This window comes from Citrobacter sp. Cm046 (assembly GCF_030333065.1).
In the GTDB taxonomy this organism is placed as follows: domain Bacteria; phylum Pseudomonadota; class Gammaproteobacteria; order Enterobacterales; family Enterobacteriaceae; genus Citrobacter; species Citrobacter murliniae.
This window is the reverse complement of record NZ_JAOWGP010000007.1, coordinates 41819-65209: the sequence shown is the minus strand read 5'-3', so window position 1 is coordinate 65209 and position 23391 is coordinate 41819. Positions and strand designations below refer to the sequence as shown.

The following is a 23391-nucleotide window of genomic DNA, read 5'->3' as shown; positions in this document are numbered from 1 at the left end:
GCGTTTAATCCGGGAAAGATGAATGGATAAGATCGAAGTTCGGGGCGCCCGCACCCATAATCTCAAAAACATCAACCTCGTCATCCCGCGCGACAAGCTGATTGTCGTCACCGGGCTTTCGGGCTCAGGCAAATCCTCGCTTGCTTTCGACACGTTATATGCCGAAGGGCAGCGCCGTTACGTTGAATCCCTTTCCGCGTACGCGCGTCAGTTTCTGTCGCTGATGGAAAAACCGGATGTCGACCACATTGAGGGGCTGTCTCCTGCCATCTCAATTGAACAAAAATCGACATCCCACAACCCGCGATCCACGGTAGGCACCATTACCGAAATTCACGACTATCTGCGCCTGCTGTTTGCCCGCGTCGGTGAACCGCGCTGCCCGGACCACGACGTCCCACTGGCAGCACAAACCGTTAGCCAGATGGTTGATAATGTCCTGTCGCAGCCGGAAGGCAAGCGTCTGATGCTGCTGGCACCAGTAATTAAAGAGCGTAAAGGTGAGCACACCAAAACGCTGGAAAATCTGGCAGGCCAGGGTTATATCCGTGCGCGAATTGACGGTGAGGTGTGCGACCTTTCCGATCCACCTAAGCTGGAGTTGCAGAAGAAACACACCATCGAAGTGGTGATTGATCGTTTCAAAGTGCGCGACGACCTCTCTCAGCGTCTGGCGGAATCTTTTGAGACCGCGCTGGAGCTTTCCGGCGGCACAGCGATAGTTGCCGATATGGACAACCCAAAAGCGGAAGAGTTGCTCTTCTCCGCCAACTTTGCCTGTCCGATTTGCGGCTACAGCATGCGCGAACTGGAACCGCGCCTGTTCTCGTTCAACAACCCGGCTGGTGCGTGTCCAACCTGTGACGGTCTCGGCGTACAGCAGTATTTCGATCCCGATCGGGTGATTCAGAACCCTGAACTGTCGCTGGCAGGCGGGGCTATTCGCGGATGGGACCGCCGTAACTTCTACTACTTTCAGATGCTCAAGTCGCTGGCGGAACACTACAAGTTTGATGTGGAAGCGCCATGGGCCAGCCTGAATCCTGCCGTTCACAAAGTGGTCTTATACGGTTCCGGCAAAGAAAACATTGAATTCAAATATATGAACGATCGCGGCGATACATCAGTACGCCGCCATCCGTTCGAAGGCGTATTGCACAATATGGAACGTCGCTATAAAGAGACGGAATCCAGTGCGGTACGTGAAGAACTCGCAAAATTCATCAGCAACCGGCCTTGTGCCAGCTGTGAAGGAACACGTTTACGTCGTGAAGCACGCCATGTATTCGTTGAGAACACACCGCTGCCCGCCATTTCCGACATGAGCATCGGCCATGCGATGGACTTTTTCAACAATCTCAAGCTCGCGGGCCAGCGGGCGAAGATCGCAGAGAAAATCCTCAAAGAGATTGGCGACCGTCTCAAGTTCCTGGTTAACGTCGGTCTGAACTACCTGACGCTGTCCCGTTCAGCCGAAACGCTCTCCGGTGGCGAAGCCCAGCGCATCCGTCTGGCAAGCCAGATCGGCGCAGGCCTGGTGGGCGTAATGTACGTGCTGGATGAACCGTCCATCGGTCTGCATCAGCGCGATAACGAACGCCTGTTAGGTACGCTTATCCATCTGCGCAATCTGGGTAATACCGTGATAGTGGTGGAACACGATGAAGATGCTATTCGCGCCGCCGATCACGTTATTGATATCGGTCCTGGCGCCGGTGTCCACGGTGGACAGGTGGTCGCGGAAGGAACGCTGGACGACATCATGGCAGTACCTGAGTCACTGACCGGCCAGTACATGAGTGGCAAGCGCAAGATTGAAGTGCCGAAACAGCGCGTTGCGGCCGATCCAGAAAAAGTGCTGAAGTTAACCGGCGCACGCGGCAACAACCTGAAAGATGTCACCCTGACGCTGCCAGTTGGCCTGTTCACGTGTATTACCGGCGTTTCCGGTTCGGGTAAATCGACGCTGATTAACGACACGCTGTTCCCGATTGCCCAGACCCAGCTTAATGGCGCAACACTGGCGGAACCCGCGCCGTATCGCGATATTCAGGGACTGGAACATTTCGACAAAGTTATCGATATTGACCAAAGCCCGATTGGTCGTACGCCGCGTTCTAACCCGGCGACCTATACTGGCGTGTTTACGCCCGTGCGCGAACTGTTTGCTGGCGTACCGGAATCACGCGCGCGCGGCTATACGCCGGGTCGCTTTAGCTTTAACGTGCGCGGTGGACGCTGCGAAGCCTGCCAGGGCGACGGCGTAATCAAAGTCGAAATGCACTTCCTGCCGGATATCTACGTGCCGTGCGACCAGTGCAAAGGCAAGCGCTATAACCGTGAAACGCTGGAGATTAAGTACAAGGGCAAGACCATCCACGAAGTGCTGGATATGACTATCGAAGAAGCCCGCGAGTTCTTTGATGCCGTTCCAGCGCTGGCGCGTAAGCTGCAAACGTTGATGGACGTTGGTTTGACCTACATTCGTCTGGGTCAGTCCGCGACAACGCTCTCCGGTGGTGAGGCGCAGCGCGTGAAACTGGCACGCGAGCTGTCAAAACGCGGAACCGGCCAGACGTTGTATATTCTGGATGAGCCGACCACAGGTCTGCATTTTGCAGATATTCAGCAGTTACTGGACGTACTGCACCAGCTCAGAGATCAGGGCAACACCATCGTAGTCATTGAGCATAACCTGGACGTGATTAAAACCGCGGACTGGATTGTGGACCTCGGACCGGAAGGCGGGAGCGGCGGCGGCGAAATTCTCGTCTCCGGTACGCCAGAAACGGTTGCCGAGTGTGAAGCTTCGCACACGGCCCGATTCCTCAAACCCATGCTGTAATTGCGCGAATGCCGCTTCCTGAATCATCAGGGAGCGGCAAATTTACGCCAGCAGTTTGCGCTTATCTTCCGGCAGCGTGTTTACGGCCTGTTGCCAGGAGGCATCGACCAGATAGTAAATCTGAGAATCCGGTAACGAGCCATCCAGATATACCGTGCTCCAGTGCGCTTTATTCAGATGTCTGCTTGGCCTTACGTCACTATGCTGCTGACGTAATAACTCTGCCAGTTCAGGGCTGGTTTTCAGAGACACCGCCGGGCGACCTTCCACCTCTTTTACCATGGCAAAAAGCACATCTTCGACTTTAATTTGTGTGGCTTTCCAGTCACTGTGGACGCTCTGCTCCGCACCTGTTTTTGCCATGCAGTATTGCAGCAACTCCGAATTCGTCATTTTTATTCCCCTTACCAGCATATCGCCTGATGAGAACATCTTTTACTCAGTGTGCAGCAAGTCAGCGAAAGGTAAAAGCCAGTAACGCAAATTTGTTTAAAAAAACAGCAATCGAAAAAGCGGCTCCTTAGTACTCGGAGTTCACGATCACCTCTTCACCAAACCCTCCAGCCTGTGGCAACGGTTTATAGGTGGAGTTGGAAGCACGTAAAATGCGAATACCGCGAATACCGACCTCACGGGCCGCAGTGATGTCATTGTCGGAATCGCCGTAATACATACGGATGTTTTTATCCTGCAACCACTGCGTTTTGGTGTTCTGTCCGGGTTTGTCACCCGCGAAGATAACCGGATTCATATTGGCGGGTGGAATATGGAAGTTGTCGGACAGCGTTTTAGAAACCGTTTCGGTTTTGGTCTGGCTACGCCCGGTCACAAAAAAGATGCTGTCGCCGCGACGCACGTGCATATCAATAAGCTGTCGCGCCACTTCTTTCGGGATACTGAACTCATCCCAGCCATTATTCATTTTCTCCCAGAAGGCCGGATTCTTCAGGTAATCCTCGCTGTCCGGGGAGTACGTTTTTTTGCCACGCCAGAATCCCGGGCTGGAAAAGAGAACCGTATCATCAATATCAAATCCGACAGCCATCGGCGGACGACCAGTCAGACTATTTTCAATTTGTGCGACAGAAACCCAATGAATAGGAGCCTGCTCAGCAAGTTTTGCAACGTTAGTGCCTGGATTAAGCTGAGAGGGAGAAGAAACTAAAGCCTGGGCGGAATGGTTTAACGTGAACAATAAACAAACGGCACTCAGTGCCAAAGAAATCTTGCGCATATTTTTCCCTAATTAGTCAGTTAGTTATGATTTTTTTATTAACAACTGGTCAAAAAGCTATCTGACCTTACCCCCTGAGGGGGGGGAAAGGAAGGGCTTTATCTGGTTTTGTTACAGAAAAAGAGAACGATCACATATGAATAGAGGCATGTCACGTAGGCCAGATAAGGTATTTACGCTACCGTCTGGCACACAAAACCTGATGGTGTTGCCATTATCTGACCTACGTGTTTCGGTAAAAAAATATTACATTACCGCAGCAAACGCCTTCGCCACGCGCTGAACGTTACTGTGGTTCAGACCGGCCACACACATACGACCGCTGGCAATCAGGTAAACACCAAACTCATCACGCAGACGATCAACCTGGGCTGCGCTCAGTCCGGTATAGCTGAACATACCGCGCTGTTGCAGCAGATAATCAAAATCGCGACCAGGGATCTCAGTATTAAGAACGTTGACCAGTTCCTGACGCATCGCCTGGATACGGGTACGCATACCCTCTACTTCAGCCAGCCAACTGGCTCTGAGCTCATCATCCCCCAGTACGGCAGCAACAACCTGAGCACCAAAGTTCGGCGGACTGGAATAGTTACGACGAACGGTGGCTTTTAACTGTCCCAGTACGCGACTTGCCGTCTCAGCATCTTCACAGACAACGGAAAGCCCGCCGACACGCTCGCCATACAGTGAGAAAATTTTTGAGAACGAATTGCCGACCAGAGCAGGCAATCCGGCGCTGGCAATAGCGCGGATCGCGTAGGCATCATCATCCATTCCGGCGCCAAAACCTTGATAGGCAATATCCAGAAACGGGATCAGGTCGCGTGCTTTCAGTATCTCGATGACCGTATCCCACTGAGCATGAGTCAGATCTGCACCGGTTGGGTTATGACAGCACGGATGCAGCAGCACAATGCTGCGCGCCGGTAAGGTATTGAGCGTGGCTAGCAGATCGTTGAAACGCACACCATTGGTTGTATTGTCATACCAAGGGTAAGTACTGACTTCGAACCCGGCGCCTTCAAAAATTGCGATATGGTTTTCCCACGTCGGATCGCTGACCCACACGCCAGAATCAGGAAAATAGCGTTTCAGGAAATCAGCGCCCACTTTTAACGCGCCCGAGCCCCCCAGAGTCTGAATCGTCGCTACACGCTGTTGCTGGAGAATCGGGTGTTCTGCGCCAAACAGCAGTTTTCCGATAGTATGGCGATAGCTATTCAACCCTTCCATTGGCAGGTACAGGGAAGCACCATGTGGCTTAGCATTAAGCCGCGCTTCCGCTTCAACTACGGCTTTAAGCTCAGGAATAATCCCGTCTTCGTTGTAATACAGGCCGATACTGAGGTTCACTTTGTCGCTACGTGAATCTTCTTGGAAACGCTCCATGAGCGATAAAATCGGGTCGCCAGCGTAGGCGTCAACTTTTTGGAACACGCGATGGTTCTCCAGGTTTACAGGCAGGGGATAAAGACACAATAAACCGGAAGTGAGAGAAGATCGAGAGGATGTTGAGGGGAATATTGCCGGATGGCGGCGGAACCGCCTTATCCGGCTTATAACCAAATTTAGTCCACGTACTTCATCGCTACTCTTGACGTCAGGCGCGTGATAAGTTCGTAAGCACTTACTTTTGTCATTTCAGCAATACGCTCAACCGGCAGGCCATCACCCCACAGGATCACCGGGTTGCCAGCTTTATCCTGCGCATCAGGGCCTAAATCAACGCAAATCATATCCATCGCAACGCGCCCGACTATCGGCACTTCCCGACCATTAACCAGTACTGGCGTACCAGAAGGAGCCGCACGCGGATAACCGTCTCCATACCCCATCGCCACGACGCCCAGACGCGTGTCGCGCTCACTGAGCCACGTTCCGCCGTAACCAACAGGTTCTCCTGCTTTATGTTCGCGTACCGCAATCAGGCTGGAGGTGAGTGACATCACCGGCTTGCAGCCGAAATCTGCACCTGTGGAGTGATTTTCCAACGGTGATACACCATACAGAATCAACCCCGGACGCGCCCAGTCGAAGTGAGACTGTGGCCACAACAGGATGCCGCCAGAAGCGGCGATAGAACGCTGGCCCGGCTTGCCTTCACAGAAGCTATTGAAGATATCGAGCTGCTTTTCGGTTGCACCGCACTCGGGTTCATCTGCACGAGCAAAGTGGCTAACAATATTGACCGGCTGACGCACGTTTTCACACTGCGTTAAACGCTGATAAAAGGCCTCGGCCTGCTCAGGGCGTACGCCCAGACGGTGCATTCCGGTGTCGAGCTTCATCCATACGGTGACCGGTTCAGCCAGTTCTGCCGCTTCCAGGGCATCAAGTTGTTCCTGGTTGTGCACGGCGGTATGCAGACGCTGTGCGGAGATAGTCGGCAGATCGGCTGCATCGAAAAACCCCTCCAGCAGCAGGATGGGTTGCGTGATCCCTCCCGCGCGCAGCCGCAGGGCTTCTTCAAGACGAGCGACACCAAAAGCGTCCGCATCGGGGAGCGTTCGCGCGGTCTCTAACAGACCGTGTCCGTAAGCGTTCGCTTTCACGACCGCAACCAGTTTGCTGGCAGGCGCCAGTTCACGCAGACGTTGCAGGTTGTGTCGCAGAGCGCGGCGGTTAATGACTACAGTTGCCGCTTGCATTTGTGTTCCTTGAATTATGTGTCTGGAATTTGGTGTTATTGGTGCAGCGAGTTTGGGTGCGGCAAACGCTCAGCCACCAGAGCGTACTAAAGTACGTGGGGATGACGAGCACTCCCCAATCCTTAAATCGCAAACAAAATGGCCAAATTATTTACTCATCATCGTATTGTGGTCCGGCATAGTTATCAAAGCGTGACCACTGGCCGTTAAACGTCAGACGTACCGTGCCGATAGGACCGTTACGCTGCTTACCAATAATAATTTCTGCGATCCCTTTCAGATCGCTGTTCTCGTGATAAACCTCATCACGATAGATAAACATGATTAAGTCGGCGTCCTGCTCGATGGAGCCTGATTCACGCAAATCCGAGTTGACCGGGCGTTTGTCGGCGCGTTGTTCCAGAGAACGGTTAAGCTGCGACAATGCCACCACCGGCACATGCAGTTCTTTTGCTAACGCTTTCAGTGAGCGAGAAATTTCAGCAATTTCCAGCGTACGGTTGTCGGAAAGCGACGGCACGCGCATAAGCTGAAGGTAGTCGATCATGATAAGCCCGATACCGCCGTGCTCACGAGCGATACGGCGCGCGCGCGAACGCACTTCCGTCGGCGTCAGACCGGAGGAATCATCAATATAGATGTTTCGTTTCTCCAGCAAAATACCCATTGTTCCGGAAATTCGCGCCCAGTCTTCATCATCCAGTTGACCAGTACGAATTTTGGTCTGATCCACGCGCGAAAGCGAGGCCAGGGAACGCATCATAATCTGCTCAGAGGGCATCTCAAGAGAAAAGATGAGTACGGGCTTATCCTGTAACATCGCTGCGTTTTCGACGAGGTTCATCGCAAATGTCGTTTTACCCATCGATGGACGCGCCGCGACGATGATCAGATCTGACGGCTGCAAACCTGCAGTCTTTTTATTGAGATCGTCATAACCGGTATTCACTCCGGTGACGCCATCATGCGGTTGCTGGAACAACTGTTCTATACGCGCGACGGTCGCATCCAACACATCGGCGATGTTTTTCGGACCTTCGTCTTTATTGGCGCGGCTTTCAGCGATTTTAAAGACGCGAGATTCCGCCAGATCGAGCAGGTCTTCACTGGAGCGCCCCTGCGGATCGAAACCCGCGTCGGCTATTTCATGGGCGACAGAAATCATATCGCGAACTACGGCACGTTCGCGGACAATATCGGCATACGCGCTAATGTTCGCCGCACTTGGCGTATTTTTAGATAACTCAGCCAGGTAAGCAAAACCGCCGACGCTGTCCAGTTGTCCCTGAACTTCCAGCGACTCTGCCAGTGTAATCAGATCGATGGGTTTTCCCATCTCCTGCAGGCGGTGCATTTCTGTGAAGATATGCCGATGTGGTCGGGTGTAAAAATCCTCCGCAACCACGCGCTCGGCCACATCGTCCCAGCGTTCGTTATCCAGCATTAAACCGCCCAACACCGACTGTTCCGCTTCAATCGAGTGCGGCGGCACTTTCAGTCCCGCAACCTGCGGATCGCGGTCACGAGCATCAGTCTGTTGTTTGTTGAAGGGTTTATTTCCTGCCATAGTGAATGGAGTTACCGAGATAAAGAATGGGTCGAAAGATTACCATATAAGTAGACCCTTACGATACGTTCTGGAGGATACATGGCAACACGTATTGAATTTCATAAGCACGGCGGGCCTGATGTTCTGAAGGCTGTGGAGTTTGCGCCCGTTGACCCGGCGGAACATGAAATCCAGGTCGAAAACAAAGCGATTGGCATCAATTATATTGATACTTACATCCGTAGCGGGCTTTATCCGCCGCCATCATTACCCAGTGGTCTGGGCACCGAGGCTGCTGGCGTAGTCAGCAAAGTCGGCAGCGGTGTGAAGCACATTAAAACCGGCGATCGGGTCGTCTATGCTCAGTCCGTACTCGGCGCTTACAGTTCAGTGCATAACGTTCCAGCTGATAAAGTCGCCATTCTGCCCAATGCCATTTCGTTTGAGCAGGCTGCCGCCTCCTTCCTGAAAGGGCTTACCGTTTTTTATCTGTTACGCAAAACCTATGAAATCCAGCCTGGCGAACCGTTTTTGTTCCATGCTGCGGCAGGGGGTGTCGGTCTGATTGCCTGTCAGTGGGCAAAAGCATTGGGTGCAAAACTGATTGGTACCGTCGGCAACGCGCAAAAAGCGCAAATTGCCTTGCAGGCCGGTGCATGGCAGGTGATTAACTACCGTGAAGAAAGCATTGTCGAGCGCGTTAAAGAGATAACTGGCGGTAAAAAAGTTCGGGTGGTTTACGATTCGGTAGGGAAAGATACCTGGGAAGCTTCGCTGGATTGTCTGCAGCGCCGGGGACTGATGGTAAGTTTCGGTAACGCTTCCGGACCAGTGACTGGCGTAAACTTAGGTATTCTGAATCAGAAAGGCTCGTTATATGTGACGCGCCCTTCTCTTCAGGGTTACATCACCAACCACAATGAGTTAGCCGAAGCCAGCAATGAGCTTTTTTCGCTGATTGCCAGCGGGGTTATCAAGGTTGATGTGGCAGAGAGTCAGAAGTATGCCCTGAAAGATGCGCAACGCGCGCATGAAGTCCTGGAAAGCCGGGCGACGCAGGGTTCAAGTCTTCTGATCCCTTAATTTCTACCGTTCCTAATTCATTTCAGTAGCAGGAAAAAAAACGATACGTTACTGAAGCTTGTGTCCGGGGTCAGTGAAAACAGCCAGCACACCAGCGGTTTGAATGATGGCGGGAATACAAAGAAATTGGGCTTCCCGCAGGAAGCCCTTTCTTTTTTTAGTTCGGCTGTATGTAGGGTACAGCTCGATGAATTCGTTAACGGCGTAATAGTGACAGATTTGATTATCAATTCCTATTTGGTTCTAAAGGCAAAGTTGCATGTTGTGACGAACCACTCAATACCTTAGTAAAACCGACGGTTATTGCGCTGATACTGTGGGACTTTTGGCGCTTTTATCGCCTTGATAACCCATACCACAGCAATGGCCAGTAACAACCAGGGCAACAATTTAATCATTAACGCAAACAAGCCACCCAAAAACATCACTGCGGTAGCCACCATCAATGCAGCCAGCACACCCAGCAGTGATACACCGGTGACCATCAGCATGATAAAAAAGCCAACGACAAAAAGTAGTTCCAGCATGGTGCTCTCCCGAAATGAAAACTCTCCAGAGTCTTACAAAAAGCATGCCAAAATTATTTTATTGATTTATAAAGAAAACGCCCCGCGACATAGCGCAGGGCATGGTGAAATTGACTAACTTTTGGCGAGAAATTAACGCTTGTCGGCCACCAGCTTTAACGCATGTTCCAGGACGTTAATATCAGCACCTGCTTTATGCGCATTTTCGCTCAGGTAACGGCGCCACTGACGTGCCCCAGGGATCCCCTGAAACAAGCCGAGCATATGGCGGGTAACATGACCAAGATAGGTTCCCTTGCTCAGTTCACGCTCAATATACGGATACATTGCGCGCACTACGGCAACAGGATCGGCATCGGTGGTAGTTGCAGCAAAAATTTCGCGGTCCACAGAGGCCAGCATACCAGGATTTTGATAGGCTTCACGCCCTACCATCACACCATCCATATGTTGAAGATGCGTTTTTGCATCGAGCAGCGATTTAATACCACCGTTGATCGACATGGTCAGGTGTGGAAAGTCACGCTTCAACTGATAGACACGTTCATAATCCAACGGTGGGATCTCACGGTTTTCTTTCGGGCTTAGCCCGGAAAGCCAGGCCTTACGCGCGTGGATGATAAACATCTCACACTCGCCTTTACCGGAGACCGTATTGATGAAATCACACAGGAATTCGTAGCTGTCCTGGTCATCAATGCCGATACGAGTTTTGATCGTTACCGGAATTGACACCACATCACGCATCGCTTTGACGCAATCGGCAACCAGCTGTGCGTTCCCCATCAAACAGGCACCGAACATGCCATTCTGGACACGATCGGAAGGGCAGCCCACATTGAGGTTAATTTCGTTGTAGCCACGTTCTTCAGCCAGCTTCGCGCATTGCGCCAGCGCTGCCGGGTCGCTCCCCCCTAACTGGAGCGCGACCGGATGCTCCTCTTCGCTATACGCCAGATAGTCGCCTTTCCCATGAATAATTGCCCCGGTGGTCACCATCTCCGTATAGAGCAACGTTTGGCTGGACAGTAAGCGCAAAAAGTAGCGGCAGTGTCTGTCCGTCCAGTCGAGCATCGGCGCGATAGAAAAACGATGAGCAGGAAAAGCAGTAGGCTGAGATTCAGGCAGCATGGCGAATAATTAAGCATCCGGTTAAAAAGGGGCGCTACTATAGCATAGACCGTTACGATAGTGAGCCACATCGTCGCGGGAACTCACGCCCCTGCCGAGACAAGGCTATTTCCGTCCCGGTTTCCCGTCATGCGGGCCAAAAAATTGCGGGGGATGATCAACCCAGCGATCCTCGCGCGTTGCAGCATAGACCGGATTGAGGGGGTAATAGATACGATTAAACTTTTTGTTTGCTTCACCCACCACTAACAGACGCACCTCTTCACTGGTGTTATTGATAAAGGTGTGACACACGCCGGTTCCTGCTGGAAAGCCCACGCTGTCGCCGGGCTCCAGTTTCCATAAATAGCCATTAATCCAGGCCTCAGGGTAACCTTCCAGCACATAGATAAATTCTTCTTCATCACTTTCTGCATGAGGATATGAAGTACGACGTCCTGGTGGCAGTCGTTCATGATGAATACCGAGCCGCCCTAATCCCAGCTTGCGGGCAAGCGGTGCGCCAATAGAAAAAAGTTCATTGCTGCCAGGATAAGTGGAGTCATCAGCTCCCTCTACTTCACGCCAGTGGCGAATACAATCAGGTCTTTTCATTTTTATTTTCCAGTATTGCGATGCGTCAGGTATAGCACACGGTGGGGATCTCGGTGTTTTGAGCAGAATATGATAAAGTAAGGGATTAACCTTCCATGCAAATCGAGGCGTCAAATGGAAAAAACCACCACGCAGGAGTTATTGGCCCAGGCTGAAAAACTCTGTGCGCAACGTAACGTGCGGCTGACACCACAACGCCTCGAAGTGCTGCGCCTGATGAGCCTGCAACAAGGCGCGATTAGCGCTTATGATCTGCTTGATCTGTTACGGGAAACCGAACCACAGGCCAAACCGCCTACCGTTTATCGCGCTCTCGATTTTCTGCTTGAACAAGGTTTCGTGCACAAGGTGGAATCCACCAACAGCTACGTGCTTTGTCATCTGTTCGATCAGCCGACCCACAGCTCAGCAATGTTCATTTGTGACCGCTGTGGTGTGGTTAAAGAAGAGTGTGCTGAAGGCGTGGAAGACATCATGCATACATTGGCCGCCAGGATGGGCTTTGCACTACGTCATAACGTGATTGAAGCCCACGGCCTCTGTCCGGCATGTGTGGAAGTTGAATCGTGCCGCCATCCAGGCGACTGTCAGCATGATCATACGATTCAGGTGAAGAAGAAAGTTGGGCGATAAAAGAGCGTACATCCTTGTACTCTCAGGAGGGAGGGATTAATTACCAGCGGTAATCGTTGCGTTTTTCCCAATCTTTAACTTCTTTCTCCGCCTGATCTTTCGCGTAACCGTAACGTTCCTGGACTTTACCCACCAGTTGGTCGCGTTTACCTTCAATGACCGTCATATCATCATCGGTCAGTTTGCCCCATTGCTCTTTCACTTTACCTTTGAACTGCTTCCAGTTACCGCCGACTTCGTCTTTATTCATCATCAAGTCCTCATCGTTAGGTTGTGAATAGCGAGAGTGCTATATCCAGACATGTTATGTTTTCGCTGGACGTGAGATTAAGTGTAGTCAGTGATTCCAGGAATTATTAACTATTCAGAATTTTTAACCATCTGGGTCAGGCGAACCAGGTACCATTACGCCAGTGACGCCGCCAGATGAAGGCCAGTGAGAGCCCGCGCAGCGCGAGGAAAACGGTTAACGCCAGCCATAAACCGTGGTTTCCCAACAGTGGTAAAGCAAATAACGTTAATGCAAATCCCGCGGCAGCGACGGCCATACTGTTACGCATTTCTGCCGCTCGCGTCGCACCAATAAACATGCCGTCCAGCAGGTAACACCAGACGCCCACCAGCGGCAAAATCACCTGCCAGATAAGATAACGATCGGCCAGTAGTTGAATCTGGGGCAGAGAGGTTAGCAGCGCAATAATCTGTTCACCGAACAGGGCGTATATCAGGGAAAACAGAATTGCCACAATACCCGACTGCCTACATGCCGCCCTCCAGACATCCAGTAACTGACCGCCATCGCGCGCGCCATAAGCCTGACCAGAATGAGCTTCGACGGCGTAGGCAAACCCGTCCAGCGCATAAGCTGTAAACGTCAGCAGAGTCATCAGGACGGCATTTACCGCAATGATGTCACCACCAAGGCGCGCGCCCAGTACCGTAATGGCGCCAAAACAGAGTTGTAGCAACAGCGAACGCAGCATAATGTCGCGGTTAAGCGCCAGCAGACGGCGAAAATTGCCGCGCCATGCAAGCTTCAGCATCGCAAGCGAGACACCACGCAAATGGAGAACCTTGCGCACCATCAGAAGACCAATCAGCAATGTGGCATATTCGGCAATCACAGTTGCCAGTGCAGCGCCTTGCACGTTCATATGCAAGCCCATCACCAGCCATAAATCGAGCACAATGTTGAGAATATTACCAACAATGAGCAGGATAACCGGCGCACGGGCATACTGGACGCCCAGCAACCAGCCCAGCAGCACCAGGTTTGCCAGAGAGGCTGGCGCGCTGAGCCAACGAATTTCAAGGAAGCGCCGGGCTTGCTCCAGTACCGCCTCACTGCCACCAACTATATGCAGCGCCAGATCGATAATTGGCGTCCTGAACAGGGCAATCGCAGCCCCTGCTCCCAGCGCCAGGAGCAACGGTTGCACCAGCGCGCGAGCCAGTGCCTGCGGATCTTTCGCGCCAAATGCCTGGGCCGTCAGCCCAGTGGTGCTCATGCGTAAAAAGAGCAACAGCATAAAGAGAAAACTGGTCGCCGTTGCGCCAACGGCTACGCCGCCAAGATAGACCGGACTCTCCAGATGACCAATCACTGCGGTGTCCACCAGCCCCAGCAGGGGGACAGTGATATTGGAGAAGATCATCGGTAGGGCAAGGAGCCAAAGTGCTTTGTCGGAAGAGGTAAAGAAAGGCATGCAGAAAGCCTGAGAAGGAGTTAAATGGATAATATTGTTTTTCGTAGACCCGGTAAGCGTGGCGCTACCGGACCAGAGTGATGCCGGATGACGGCGTAAACGCCTTATCCGGCCTACTTAATTACAACCACTCACCGTTACGAATGACGCCGACCGCCAGCCCTTCAATAGTGAAGTTTTGCTCGCGCAGGTCAACTACGATAGGCTTGAATTCGCTGTTTTCTGGCAGAAGTTCGACCTTGTTGCCCTGTTTTTTCAGGCGCTTAACCGTAACTTCATCGTCAATGCGTGCAACAACCACCTGGCCATTACGCACATCCTGAGTTTTATGTACGGCCAGTAAATCACCGTCCATAATCCCGATATCTTTCATCGACATTCCGCTGACGCGCAGTAAAAAATCGGCACTGGGTTTAAACAGTGAAGGATCAACCTGATAATGGCCTTCAATATGCTGCTGTGCCAGAAGAGGCTCACCCGCCGCAACACGGCCGACAAGTGGTAATCCCTCTTCTTCTTCCTGCAACAGACGAATTCCACGCGATGCGCCAGAAACAATTTCCAGCACACCTTTACGTGCCAGCGCTTTAAGGTGTTCTTCAGCTGCGTTTGGGGAACGGAACCCCAAACGCTGCGCGATCTCCGCACGCGTCGGTGGCATACCTGTCTGGCTGATGTGATCCCGAATGAGATCAAACACCTCTTGCTGCCTGGCCGTTAACGCTTTCATTCCGCCCCCTGGGTGTATATACAGTTATGCTGTGAGTATATACAGCTAAAGGCGATTTTGGAACCGCAAACTGCACAAAAAACAGGAGATTTATGAAGTTGTGGAATGCTTATCGAAAATGCGACCACAACAAGATGCCCCAGGTGATCAAGGCAACAAAAATAGAAAGTAGTACCGCCGCCGATCCCATATCTTTCGCCCGGCCAGAGAGTTCGTGATACTCAGAGCCGATACGGTCGACCACCGCCTCAATAGCGCTATTAAGAATTTCAACAATCATCACCAGCATCACTGAGCCAATCAGCAGCACACGGGTAATCGCATCAACATCCAGCCAGCAAGCAATCGCGACGCCCAGCAGTACGGCAACACTTTCCTGGCGAAACGCCGCTTCATTAATCCATGCGGCACGAAAACCTTTCCACGAATAGCCTGCTGCCTTGATAATTCGAGTGAACCCAGTGGTATTATTAGCCATCAAAAGAACCTTTTTACATTATTAGCGTCAATGTCATTGTACCGTTACCCTATTTACTTCAGGGCTGATGCAAAGCAGCGCGAAGTATGACGGGATACACCAGAAATTCACTAAACTTTCTGATATCCTTGCAGCGCATTTGCATTATTAACCAGAGGCTTTACATCGTTTATGTCCGGCTGGCCAAGAATTTACTACAAATTACTGAATTTACCATTAAGTGTGCTGGTAAAAAGCAAGTCTATTCCGGCGGATCCTGCTCCGGAATTGGGGCTCGACACTTCGCGTCCCATTATGTACGTCTTGCCGTACAACTCAAAAGCGGACTTGCTAACGCTGCGCGCTCAATGCCTGATTCACGATCTCCCCGACCCCCTGGAGCCGTTGGAAATCGACGGGACTCTCCTGCCGCGCTACGTGTTTATTCACGGCGGCCCGCGTGTCTTCACTTATTACACGCCTAAAGAAGAGTCTATCAAGCTGTTCCATAACTATCTCGACCTTCATCGCAGCAATCCTGACCTGGATGTGCAGATGGTGCCGGTATCGGTGATGTTTGGCCGCGCTCCCGGACGCGAAAAAGGCGAAGTGAATCCGCCTCTGCGCATGCTGAATGGCGTACAGAAATTCTTTGCCGTTTCGTGGCTGGGTCGCGACAGTTTTGTTCGCTTCTCTCCGTCGGTGTCCCTGCGTCGCATGGCTGACGAACACGGCACAGATAAAACCATTGCACAGAAACTGGCGCGCGTGGCGCGTATGCACTTTGCCCGCCAACGTTTAGCTGCAGTTGGTCCGCGTCTTCCTGCCCGCCAGGATCTGTTTAATAAGCTGTTGGCCTCAAAAGCTATCGCCCGCGCGGTAGAAGATGAAGCACGCAGTAAAAAAATCTCCCACGAAAAAGCGCAGCAAAATGCCATAGCGCTGATGGAAGAAATTGCCGCAAACTTCTCCTATGAGATGATCCGCCTGACGGACCGTATTCTGGGGTTCACATGGAACCGGCTGTACCAGGGGATTAACGTTCATAATGCAGAACGTGTGCGCCAGTTGGCGCACGACGGACATGAAATCGTCTATGTGCCATGCCATCGCAGCCATATGGACTACATGCTGCTGTCGTACGTTCTGTATCACCAGGGCTTGGTTCCTCCGCACATTGCAGCTGGAATCAACCTGAACTTCTGGCCGGCAGGCCCGATCTTCCGCCGTCTGGGTGCATTCTTTATTCGCCGCACCTTTAAGGGCAATAAACTTTACTCCACCGTATTCCGCGAATACCTGGGCGAACTGTTCAGCCGTGGCTACTCGGTTGAGTACTTTGTCGAAGGTGGGCGCTCACGTACAGGCCGTCTGCTCGACCCGAAAACCGGCACGCTGTCCATGACCATTCAGGCGATGCTGCGCGGCGGTACGCGTCCGATCACGCTGGTGCCTATCTACATTGGCTACGAGCATGTGATGGAAGTGGGAACATACGCAAAAGAGCTGCGTGGTGCGACGAAAGAGAAAGAGAGCCTGCCACAAATGCTGCGCGGCTTAAGCAAGCTGCGTAACCTGGGCCAGGGCTACGTTAACTTTGGCGAACCGATGCCATTGATGACTTACCTGAACCAACATGTTCCGGAATGGCGCGAATCTATCGATCCTATCGAGTCTATTCGCCCGGCCTGGCTGACGCCGACAGTGAATAACATCGCCGCTGACCTGATGGTTCGTATTAACAACGCAGGCGCGGCCAACGCCATGAACCTGTGTTGTACCGCGCTACTGGCATCCCGCCAGCGATCTCTGACCCGTGAGCAGTTAACCGAACAACTTGATTGCTACCTGAGCTTGCTGCGCAACGTGCCGTATGCTGCGGATTCGACGGTTCCCGCGCAAAGCGCCAGTGAACTGATCGACCACGCTTTGCAGATGAACAAGTTTGAGGTCGAGAAAGATACCATCGGCGACATCATCATTCTGCCGCGCGAGCAGGCTGTACTGATGACTTACTACCGCAACAACATTGCGCACATGCTGGTTCTGCCTTCATTGATGGCGGCGATTGTGACTCAGCATCGTCGTATTTCACGTGAGGCACTACAGCAGCATATTGAAGCACTGTACCCGATGCTGAAAGCTGAGCTGTTCCTGCGCTGGGAACGTGACGAGCTTGCAGGAGTGATCGACGCACTGGCCAGCGAAATGCAGCGTCAGGGTTTAATCACCATGCAGAACGATGAGCTGCATATCAATCCGGCACACTCCCGCACGCTACAGTTGCTGGCGGCAGGTGCTCGTGAAACCCTGCAACGCTATGCCATTACCTTCTGGCTGCTGAGTGCAAACCCATCCATCAACCGCAGCACACTGGAGAAAGAGAGCCGTACCGTGGCTCAGCGTCTTTCCGTACTGCACGGTATTAACGCCCCTGAATTCTTCGATAAGGCGGTGTTCAGCTCTCTGGTGCTGACTCTGCGTGACGAGGGATACATCAGCGATACCGGTGATGCCGAGCCGGAAGAAACGATGAAGATCTATCAGATGCTGGCCGAACTGGTCACGTCCGATGTACGTCTGACCATCGAGAGCGCAACGCAGGGCGAGTAAGCATAAAAAAACCGGTCGAAAAAATGACCGGTTTTTCTTTTGTCGCCTCACCTAAAATCAAAGGTGCCAGTAACTCATTGCCAGCCCCAAAAACAGCACCAGACCGACATAGTTGTTATTCATAAACGCTTTAAAACAGGCATCCCGTTCGCGATTGACGATCAATTTCTGCTGATACACAAACAGCGCGCCCGCCACCAGCAGAGACCAGTAATAGCCCAGACCCAGCCCGTTCAGCCAGCCAATCAACGCCATCAATACCAGTACGCCAACCTGCAGAATACCAATAATCAGCTTATCGTTTTGGCCGAACAGGATCGCGGTCGATTTGATACCAATCTTCAGGTCATCATCCCGGTCAACCATCGCATACTGTGTATCATACGCTACCGCCCAGAGAATATTGGCAAGGAACATCAGCCAGCAACTCAGCGGAACAGATTCGCTCACGGCAGCGAACGCCATTGGGATAGACCAGCCAAATGCAGCGCCCAGAACCACCTGTGGCAAATGCGTATAGCGCTTCATGAAGGGATATACCCACGCCAGTGCTAACGCAGCGACAGACAACAAAATTGTCATCGTGTTTAGCGTCAGTACCAGCAGGAACGCAAGCAACACCAGTACCACAAACAACGTTCGGGCTTCTTTCTCTGTCACCGCACCACTTGGCAGCGGCCGGTTCGCGGTGCGTTTGACATGCCCGTCAAATTTGCGGTCAGCATAATCATTCACCACGCATCCGGCGGCGCGCATTAACCAAACGCCAGCGACAAAAACCGCCAGGATCCATAATTGCGGTACCCCAGGGGTCGCCACCCACAGCGCCCACAGGGTCGGCCAGAGCAGCAGTAAGGCGCCGATTGGCTTATCCGTACGCATCAAGCGGTGAAACGCCAGTAGCTTATTCTGCGTCAGACTCCACTCCATTTTTTCTTCCTCTCAGTACAACGGCGATGCAGGTAAAAAAAGCTCGGTAAGCATCAGCGGCTTACCGCTCAGCCGCAGGCGGGAACGACGCCCCCACAGCGCTGCATCGCGACCTATCTCAATAAAATCTCGGGTCAATGTCGATGATGTAAACAGGTAGCGCCCGAGCGGGGTTTTCCCCAGATTTTGTAAGGCCAGCTCAGGACCACACAGAGTTGATTCAGGCACCACGGTGCGCCCGGCAAGCCAGGGTTCACCATCCGCACATAACAGAATTTCACGCAACCAATAACGGGATTCGCTCGGCAGCAGCGTCAGTTCTTCAGCCACCTCATTTTGCCCAACAAATCCTTCTCGTATCAACGTTACGGTGACCTGTTTTCCCTCCTGCTCAAAGCGTTTGGTCATGGAGTCTTCCAGTAACAACCAGTCAAGCAGTTGAGGGTCAAGCGCGGGGATCGCATCAAAATAACGCAGCGCACGCAGTTGCGTTAACGCAGGGTGTGGCATGCCTTACTCTCCGATTTATAACGTGATGGCATTGTATCGCAGAAAAGGCATTACAGGGTGAGCAAACGTGATTAAGTGATCGGCTAATCAACATTAGTGTAACAAATCGCATTGCACGATAAAAAAAGGTGCGCCAGGAGACGCACCAGTTGTTGCAAAATCAGCAATGTGGGGAGATGGTTACCCCTTGCCTTTTACACTACTGATAAAGGTGGAACGGGCAGATGTGGACCCCAAACGTTCAGCTTCATCAAGCAGCTTCAGCGCTTTATCAACATCACCTTTCGCTACCGCATCTTTAATCGCTTTATTAAAGTAGCTTTCCGTGTCATTCAACATCGGTTCACTTTTCTTCGCAGGCGCTGGAGCGGCGGTCGCTACAGCAGCCGGAGCTGGAGCTGCATAAGCGGCTGCTGGCGCGGCAGTATTCCCAACCGTCACCGGCCCCGGACCGGAGGAGCCAAACAGCGGCCCGACCAATACGCTGGAAGAAGAGCTGGTTTTGACTTTCAGTTTCAACAGGCCATCGGTGGTATGACGGGCGATCGGGTCTGGAATATCCGGAATGGAGTTACCCACACCCTTGGCATACGCTTTCGCCGGGTCAAGCAGAGTTGTGGTCTGCTGAAGATCTTTTTCTGTTGTAAATACCAGCACATAGAGCTTCTGCTGGCCCAGCGCAGGCGTCAGACGCATGACTCCTTCCAGACGATCGGCACTCATCACGCCGGGCTCCTGATAGGTGAAATAGCTGCTGGGGAAGAACGCAGATGGCGTCATGTTCTGATCAAGAATCAATACGTTTGGTGCAAATACACTGGTTTGTTTGTTCACTTCACTGGACAGCGTCAGGGTCAATTCACCAATATTTGCCGGGACGCTATAGGCGGCGACCGGGCCGGTAATCCCGGCAACGTCCAGACGCTGACCGCCAGTAGAGAGCTGAGTAGACTGCGTATTCGATTGATCAACAGGTGTCCAGGTTAACTGTTGCAGTGCAGCAGTGGGGATAGCAGGCGCAGCGGTGGTATTTTGCGGCACAAAATTCACATCGGCCAGGCTGATGCCAGGAGCACTTGCAAATAAACCTGCAGATAAACAAAGGGCAACGAGACTTTTCTTCATTTTCATTGTTATCACCTCAGATAGCATGGGTTCAGCGGTGGCCAGGCAATAGCGCGCTAAACCGTAATCAAGAGGGGCTTACGCCCCTCTTTCGGTCATGACGTCAGATTAATGCTGGATTACCACCAGATTTCCATCTGGGCACCGAAGGACCACTCGTCACTGTCGCCACGGCTGGTGGTGCTGATACCGGAATTAGTCGCCGCAGCGAATTTGGTTACGTCGTTACCATTTTTGACGTAGCCCCACTCTTCATCCCATTTTGCGTAGGTTGCGAAGACGCGGATTGCCGGACGAGACCAGATGCTGTCGCCTGCCTGCCACTGTTGCGCCAGGGTGATTTTGTACTGGCTGTTACGATCGCCGGTCTGTTGGGATTTGACGTTGTCGTAACCGACTTCCATCAGGGTGCTCATGATTGGCGTCCATTTGTACATCGGACGAATACCGACGGTGTACCATTCGGTACCCAGGTCGTTATCCATATCGAGATTCTGGTACATACCGACGTACATCAGGTCCCACTTGTCGCCCAGGGAAATCGCACCGTGATCCAGGACACGCACCAGGCTACCGTTGTTATTGACGACGTTGTTAGCGAAGTTTGTCTTAACGCCAGTAACAGGGTCTTCAATAGTAGTGGTAGAAGAACCGTAAGAGCCCTGGTTCAGGCCTTTACCCTGAGTGGTCATGGAGTCTGTCGCATACTGAACGACAAACTTGTTATAGCCTTTCAACATGCTCTGGGTATGTTCAGCGGTGAACATCCAGCCATCTTTTGATGCACCGTCTGCCAGGCTGTAGTCATCTGTTGTATTTGCGCGACCATAGTCAACGCCCAGTTCCAGCATACCGTCCGGGTTAATGGCCATCTGCGCTAAACGCACGTCGAACACGTCGTTGGCGGTATCTTTGGTACGATCATAAATATTCTGGCTGCTGAACGCGTAAGAGCCGCCCGCTTCCTGAGAACGGGTTGCTGCCAGAGCCAGTTTACCGAAGCCCAGATCGATGTTTTCAATACCGGCACCAGGACCCGAGATATCCCAGTAGTAGAAGTCGATCATGTGAACATCATGACGCTGATAGAAGCGCTTACCGGCCCAGATCGTAGAACCTGGCAGCCATTCAATCAGGTTTTTACCCTGCACGTTTGCTTCACGGAATGCCGGATCTGTTCCTTCCCAGTCATTCTGCTGTGCTACGGAGTAGGCGACGTTAGTGTCGAAATAGAAGCTCTTATCACCTTCTTTCCATACTTCCTGGCCCAGTTTCAGTTCCGCATAGGTTTCACATTCGTTACCGAGACGGTATTTACTTTGAGCACCAGTAGCCTGGAAACATTGTTGTTCGCCGCCACTACCCGTCCAGCCGATACCGGAACGAGCATAACCATGAAAATCTACAGCCATTGCCTGAACAGACATAATGCCTGCTGCTACAGCAACCGCCAGAGGGAGTTTGCGCAGAGTAATCATCGTTCTATCTCCTGAGATCATTGCTTTTCTTTAAACGCGTCCCCTTCGGGCTGCCTCTTTGTTGGCTGCGTTCTTTCACCCCGGTCACGTACTTTTTGTACGCTCCCGGGATTCATTCACTTGCAGCCTCGATGCAGCCTCGAATGGCTTTGCGTTTCGTTTTTTTTATGGGGACCTTAAACGCCCGGCTCTTGGTGCAACCGACGACATGCAGTGCCATCCTCACGGAACAGATGGCAACGCTCTGGCGGCAGACCGATAGCGAATGTGGCACCCTCTTCTACCAACACCACGTCGTTCTGGCGGTAAACCAGGTTTTGACGGATGGCGGGGATCTGGATATGAATTTGTGTTTCGTGACCAAGCTGCTCGACGACCTGTACTTCACCCTCGAGAGTGACATCAGCAATTTCGCTGGGCAGCAGATGTTCCGGGCGAATACCTAAAGACATGTTGGCGCCAACCTGAACGTGTGCGCTATCGACCGGTAGCCAGATTTGCTGGCGGTTAGGCAACTCTACCTGGACCTGATCGATTGCCGTCCCCGTGACTTTCACCGGCAGAAAGTTCATCTTCGGCGAGCCAATAAAGCCCGCGACAAAGCGGTCAGCCGGGTAGTGATACAGCTCCAGTGGTTTACCCACCTGAGCAACGCGACCAGCATCCAGCACCACAATTTTGTCTGCCAGGGTCATCGCTTCGACCTGGTCGTGGGTGACGTAAATCATCGTGCGGCCAAGACGTTTATGCAGGCGGGAGATTTCTATACGCATCTGCACGCGCAGCGCGGCATCAAGGTTGGAAAGCGGTTCATCAAGCAGGAATACGCGCGGCTCTGCCACCAGCGTACGACCAATCGCCACACGCTGACGCTGTCCACCAGAAAGCGCTTTTGGTTTACGCTCCAGCAGGTGTGCCAGTTGCAGAACTTCAGCCACCTGATTAACGCGCTGATTCATTACCTCTTTTTTGGCACCCGCCAGCTTGAGACCAAACGACATGTTTTCTGCGACGGATAAATGGGGATAGAGCGCATAGGACTGGAAGACCATTCCCACACCGCGTTCGGCGGGCGGGATATCGTTCATTCGGGTTTCCCCGATATACAGATCTCCACTGGTGATAGTCTCAAGCCCGGCGATCATACGCAGCAAAGTCGACTTACCGCAGCCTGACGGTCCGACAAACACCACGAACTCCCCTTCGTGAATGTCGAGATTGATATCTTTCGATACCACCACGTCACCCCAGGCTTTCGTTACATTTCGCAACTGTACGCTCGCCATGCCCTTCTCCCTTCGTTACAACCTGTCATCGACAGCAACATTCATGATGGGCTGACTATGCGTTATTCATTAATGGCGGGAATCCTCCACCCCCCAGCTTTTTTATGGGGGAGGAGGCGGGAGGATGAGAGAGCAGTGTCTGAGACCCTGGCTGTACTCCGTGGAGGAATTTCGTGATGGTGCCTGCAAAAATCAGTGGGTTTTTATGTGCGCCAGCACGCATTACTCACATTTATGCAACACAGATCACATAAAGAATGGGTGGGGCGTAGGGGTAAGGAGGATGGAAAGAGGTTGTCGTATAAAGAA

The 23391-nt window shown here is 52.3% G+C and carries 21 protein-coding genes; 4 read left to right on the top strand and 17 right to left on the bottom strand.

Annotation, left to right across the window (positions count from 1 at the left end; all coding sequences use genetic code 11):
• The first annotated feature begins 22 nt into the window (after positions 1-22).
• The gene (gene uvrA, locus OGX98_RS00330; protein ID WP_045438569.1) at positions 23-2845 is read left to right on the top strand and encodes an excinuclease ABC subunit UvrA; all 2823 of its coding nucleotides are present in this window, start codon (positions 23-25) and stop codon (positions 2843-2845) included.
• 42 nt (positions 2846-2887) lie between these two features.
• On the opposite strand, the gene OGX98_RS00325 is transcribed toward uvrA, so the two are convergent.
• The 5 genes from OGX98_RS00325 to dnaB form a co-directional block, all read right to left on the bottom strand.
• The gene (locus OGX98_RS00325; RefSeq protein WP_045438566.1) at positions 2888-3238 is read right to left on the bottom strand and encodes an MmcQ/YjbR family DNA-binding protein; all 351 of its coding nucleotides are present in this window, start codon (positions 3236-3238) and stop codon (positions 2888-2890) included.
• A 127-nt stretch (positions 3239-3365) separates the two neighbouring features.
• On the bottom strand, positions 3366-4079 hold the full coding sequence (gene aphA / locus OGX98_RS00320) for an acid phosphatase AphA (RefSeq protein WP_048222439.1): 714 nt from the start codon (positions 4077-4079) through the stop codon (positions 3366-3368).
• Between the two features lie 246 nt (positions 4080-4325).
• Entirely contained in the window at positions 4326-5519 is a 1194-nt protein-coding gene (tyrB, locus tag OGX98_RS00315) for an aromatic amino acid transaminase (RefSeq protein WP_286594678.1), read from the bottom strand.
• Positions 5520-5650: 131 nt separating this feature from the next.
• Complete coding sequence (alr, locus tag OGX98_RS00310) at positions 5651-6730, bottom strand: alanine racemase (protein WP_045438557.1); 1080 nt, start codon at positions 6728-6730, stop codon at positions 5651-5653.
• A gap of 151 nt (positions 6731-6881) precedes the next feature.
• Positions 6882-8297 (bottom strand): replicative DNA helicase, encoded by a 1416-nt coding sequence (gene dnaB, locus OGX98_RS00305; protein WP_045438554.1) that lies wholly within the window; start codon positions 8295-8297, stop codon positions 6882-6884.
• An 81-nt stretch (positions 8298-8378) separates the two neighbouring features.
• Between dnaB and OGX98_RS00300 the strand changes: the two genes are divergently transcribed.
• Complete coding sequence (locus OGX98_RS00300; protein WP_045438543.1) at positions 8379-9362, top strand: quinone oxidoreductase; 984 nt, start codon at positions 8379-8381, stop codon at positions 9360-9362.
• Between the two features lie 284 nt (positions 9363-9646).
• On the opposite strand, the gene pspG is transcribed toward OGX98_RS00300, so the two are convergent.
• The 3 genes from pspG to OGX98_RS00285 all read right to left on the bottom strand — a co-directional run bounded on the left by pspG (position 9647) and on the right by OGX98_RS00285 (position 11614).
• Positions 9647-9889: an envelope stress response protein PspG gene (gene pspG, locus OGX98_RS00295; RefSeq protein ID WP_045438538.1), complete on the bottom strand. Its 243-nt coding sequence runs from the start codon at positions 9887-9889 to the stop codon at positions 9647-9649.
• 132 nt (positions 9890-10021) lie between these two features.
• Positions 10022-11020 (bottom strand): tRNA dihydrouridine(20/20a) synthase DusA, encoded by a 999-nt coding sequence (gene dusA / locus OGX98_RS00290; RefSeq protein ID WP_286594677.1) that lies wholly within the window; start codon positions 11018-11020, stop codon positions 10022-10024.
• A 105-nt stretch (positions 11021-11125) separates the two neighbouring features.
• The gene (locus OGX98_RS00285) at positions 11126-11614 is read right to left on the bottom strand and encodes a cupin domain-containing protein (protein WP_286492220.1); all 489 of its coding nucleotides are present in this window, start codon (positions 11612-11614) and stop codon (positions 11126-11128) included.
• Between the two features lie 114 nt (positions 11615-11728).
• Between OGX98_RS00285 and zur the strand changes: the two genes are divergently transcribed.
• On the top strand, positions 11729-12247 hold the full coding sequence (gene zur, locus OGX98_RS00280; protein WP_045438532.1) for a zinc uptake transcriptional repressor Zur: 519 nt from the start codon (positions 11729-11731) through the stop codon (positions 12245-12247).
• Positions 12248-12287: 40 nt separating this feature from the next.
• Here zur and OGX98_RS00275 read toward each other — a convergent pair whose 3' ends face one another.
• From OGX98_RS00275 to OGX98_RS00260, 4 genes are all read right to left on the bottom strand, one after another.
• Positions 12288-12497 carry a CsbD family protein gene (locus OGX98_RS00275; protein WP_045438529.1) on the bottom strand — a complete coding sequence of 70 codons (210 nt, stop codon included), beginning with the start codon at positions 12495-12497 and terminating at the stop codon, positions 12288-12290.
• Between the two features lie 136 nt (positions 12498-12633).
• On the bottom strand, positions 12634-13953 hold the full coding sequence (dinF, locus tag OGX98_RS00270; RefSeq protein ID WP_045438526.1) for an MATE family efflux transporter DinF: 1320 nt from the start codon (positions 13951-13953) through the stop codon (positions 12634-12636).
• 121 nt (positions 13954-14074) lie between these two features.
• The gene (lexA, locus tag OGX98_RS00265) at positions 14075-14683 is read right to left on the bottom strand and encodes a transcriptional repressor LexA (protein ID WP_045438524.1); all 609 of its coding nucleotides are present in this window, start codon (positions 14681-14683) and stop codon (positions 14075-14077) included.
• Positions 14684-14792: 109 nt separating this feature from the next.
• Entirely contained in the window at positions 14793-15161 is a 369-nt protein-coding gene (locus OGX98_RS00260) for a diacylglycerol kinase (protein WP_045438520.1), read from the bottom strand.
• Positions 15162-15332: 171 nt separating this feature from the next.
• On the opposite strand from OGX98_RS00260, the gene plsB reads away from it, so the two are divergent.
• Positions 15333-17753, top strand: coding sequence for a glycerol-3-phosphate 1-O-acyltransferase PlsB (plsB, locus tag OGX98_RS00255; RefSeq protein ID WP_286594676.1), 2421 nt, complete (start codon positions 15333-15335; stop codon positions 17751-17753).
• Positions 17754-17810: 57 nt separating this feature from the next.
• Here the strand turns inward: plsB and ubiA are convergent, their stop codons facing one another.
• The 5 genes from ubiA to malK form a co-directional block, all read right to left on the bottom strand.
• Complete coding sequence (gene ubiA, locus OGX98_RS00250) at positions 17811-18683, bottom strand: 4-hydroxybenzoate octaprenyltransferase (RefSeq protein ID WP_045438512.1); 873 nt, start codon at positions 18681-18683, stop codon at positions 17811-17813.
• Positions 18684-18695: 12 nt separating this feature from the next.
• On the bottom strand, positions 18696-19193 hold the full coding sequence (ubiC, locus tag OGX98_RS00245; protein WP_045438508.1) for a chorismate lyase: 498 nt from the start codon (positions 19191-19193) through the stop codon (positions 18696-18698).
• Positions 19194-19373: 180 nt separating this feature from the next.
• Positions 19374-20324 (bottom strand): maltose operon protein MalM, encoded by a 951-nt coding sequence (malM, locus tag OGX98_RS00240; protein ID WP_045438502.1) that lies wholly within the window; start codon positions 20322-20324, stop codon positions 19374-19376.
• A 113-nt stretch (positions 20325-20437) separates the two neighbouring features.
• Positions 20438-21796 carry a maltoporin gene (locus OGX98_RS00235; RefSeq protein WP_045438497.1) on the bottom strand — a complete coding sequence of 453 codons (1359 nt, stop codon included), beginning with the start codon at positions 21794-21796 and terminating at the stop codon, positions 20438-20440.
• A gap of 176 nt (positions 21797-21972) precedes the next feature.
• Positions 21973-23082: a maltose/maltodextrin ABC transporter ATP-binding protein MalK gene (malK, locus tag OGX98_RS00230; RefSeq protein WP_045438493.1), complete on the bottom strand. Its 1110-nt coding sequence runs from the start codon at positions 23080-23082 to the stop codon at positions 21973-21975.
• Positions 23083-23391 lie beyond the last annotated feature (309 nt).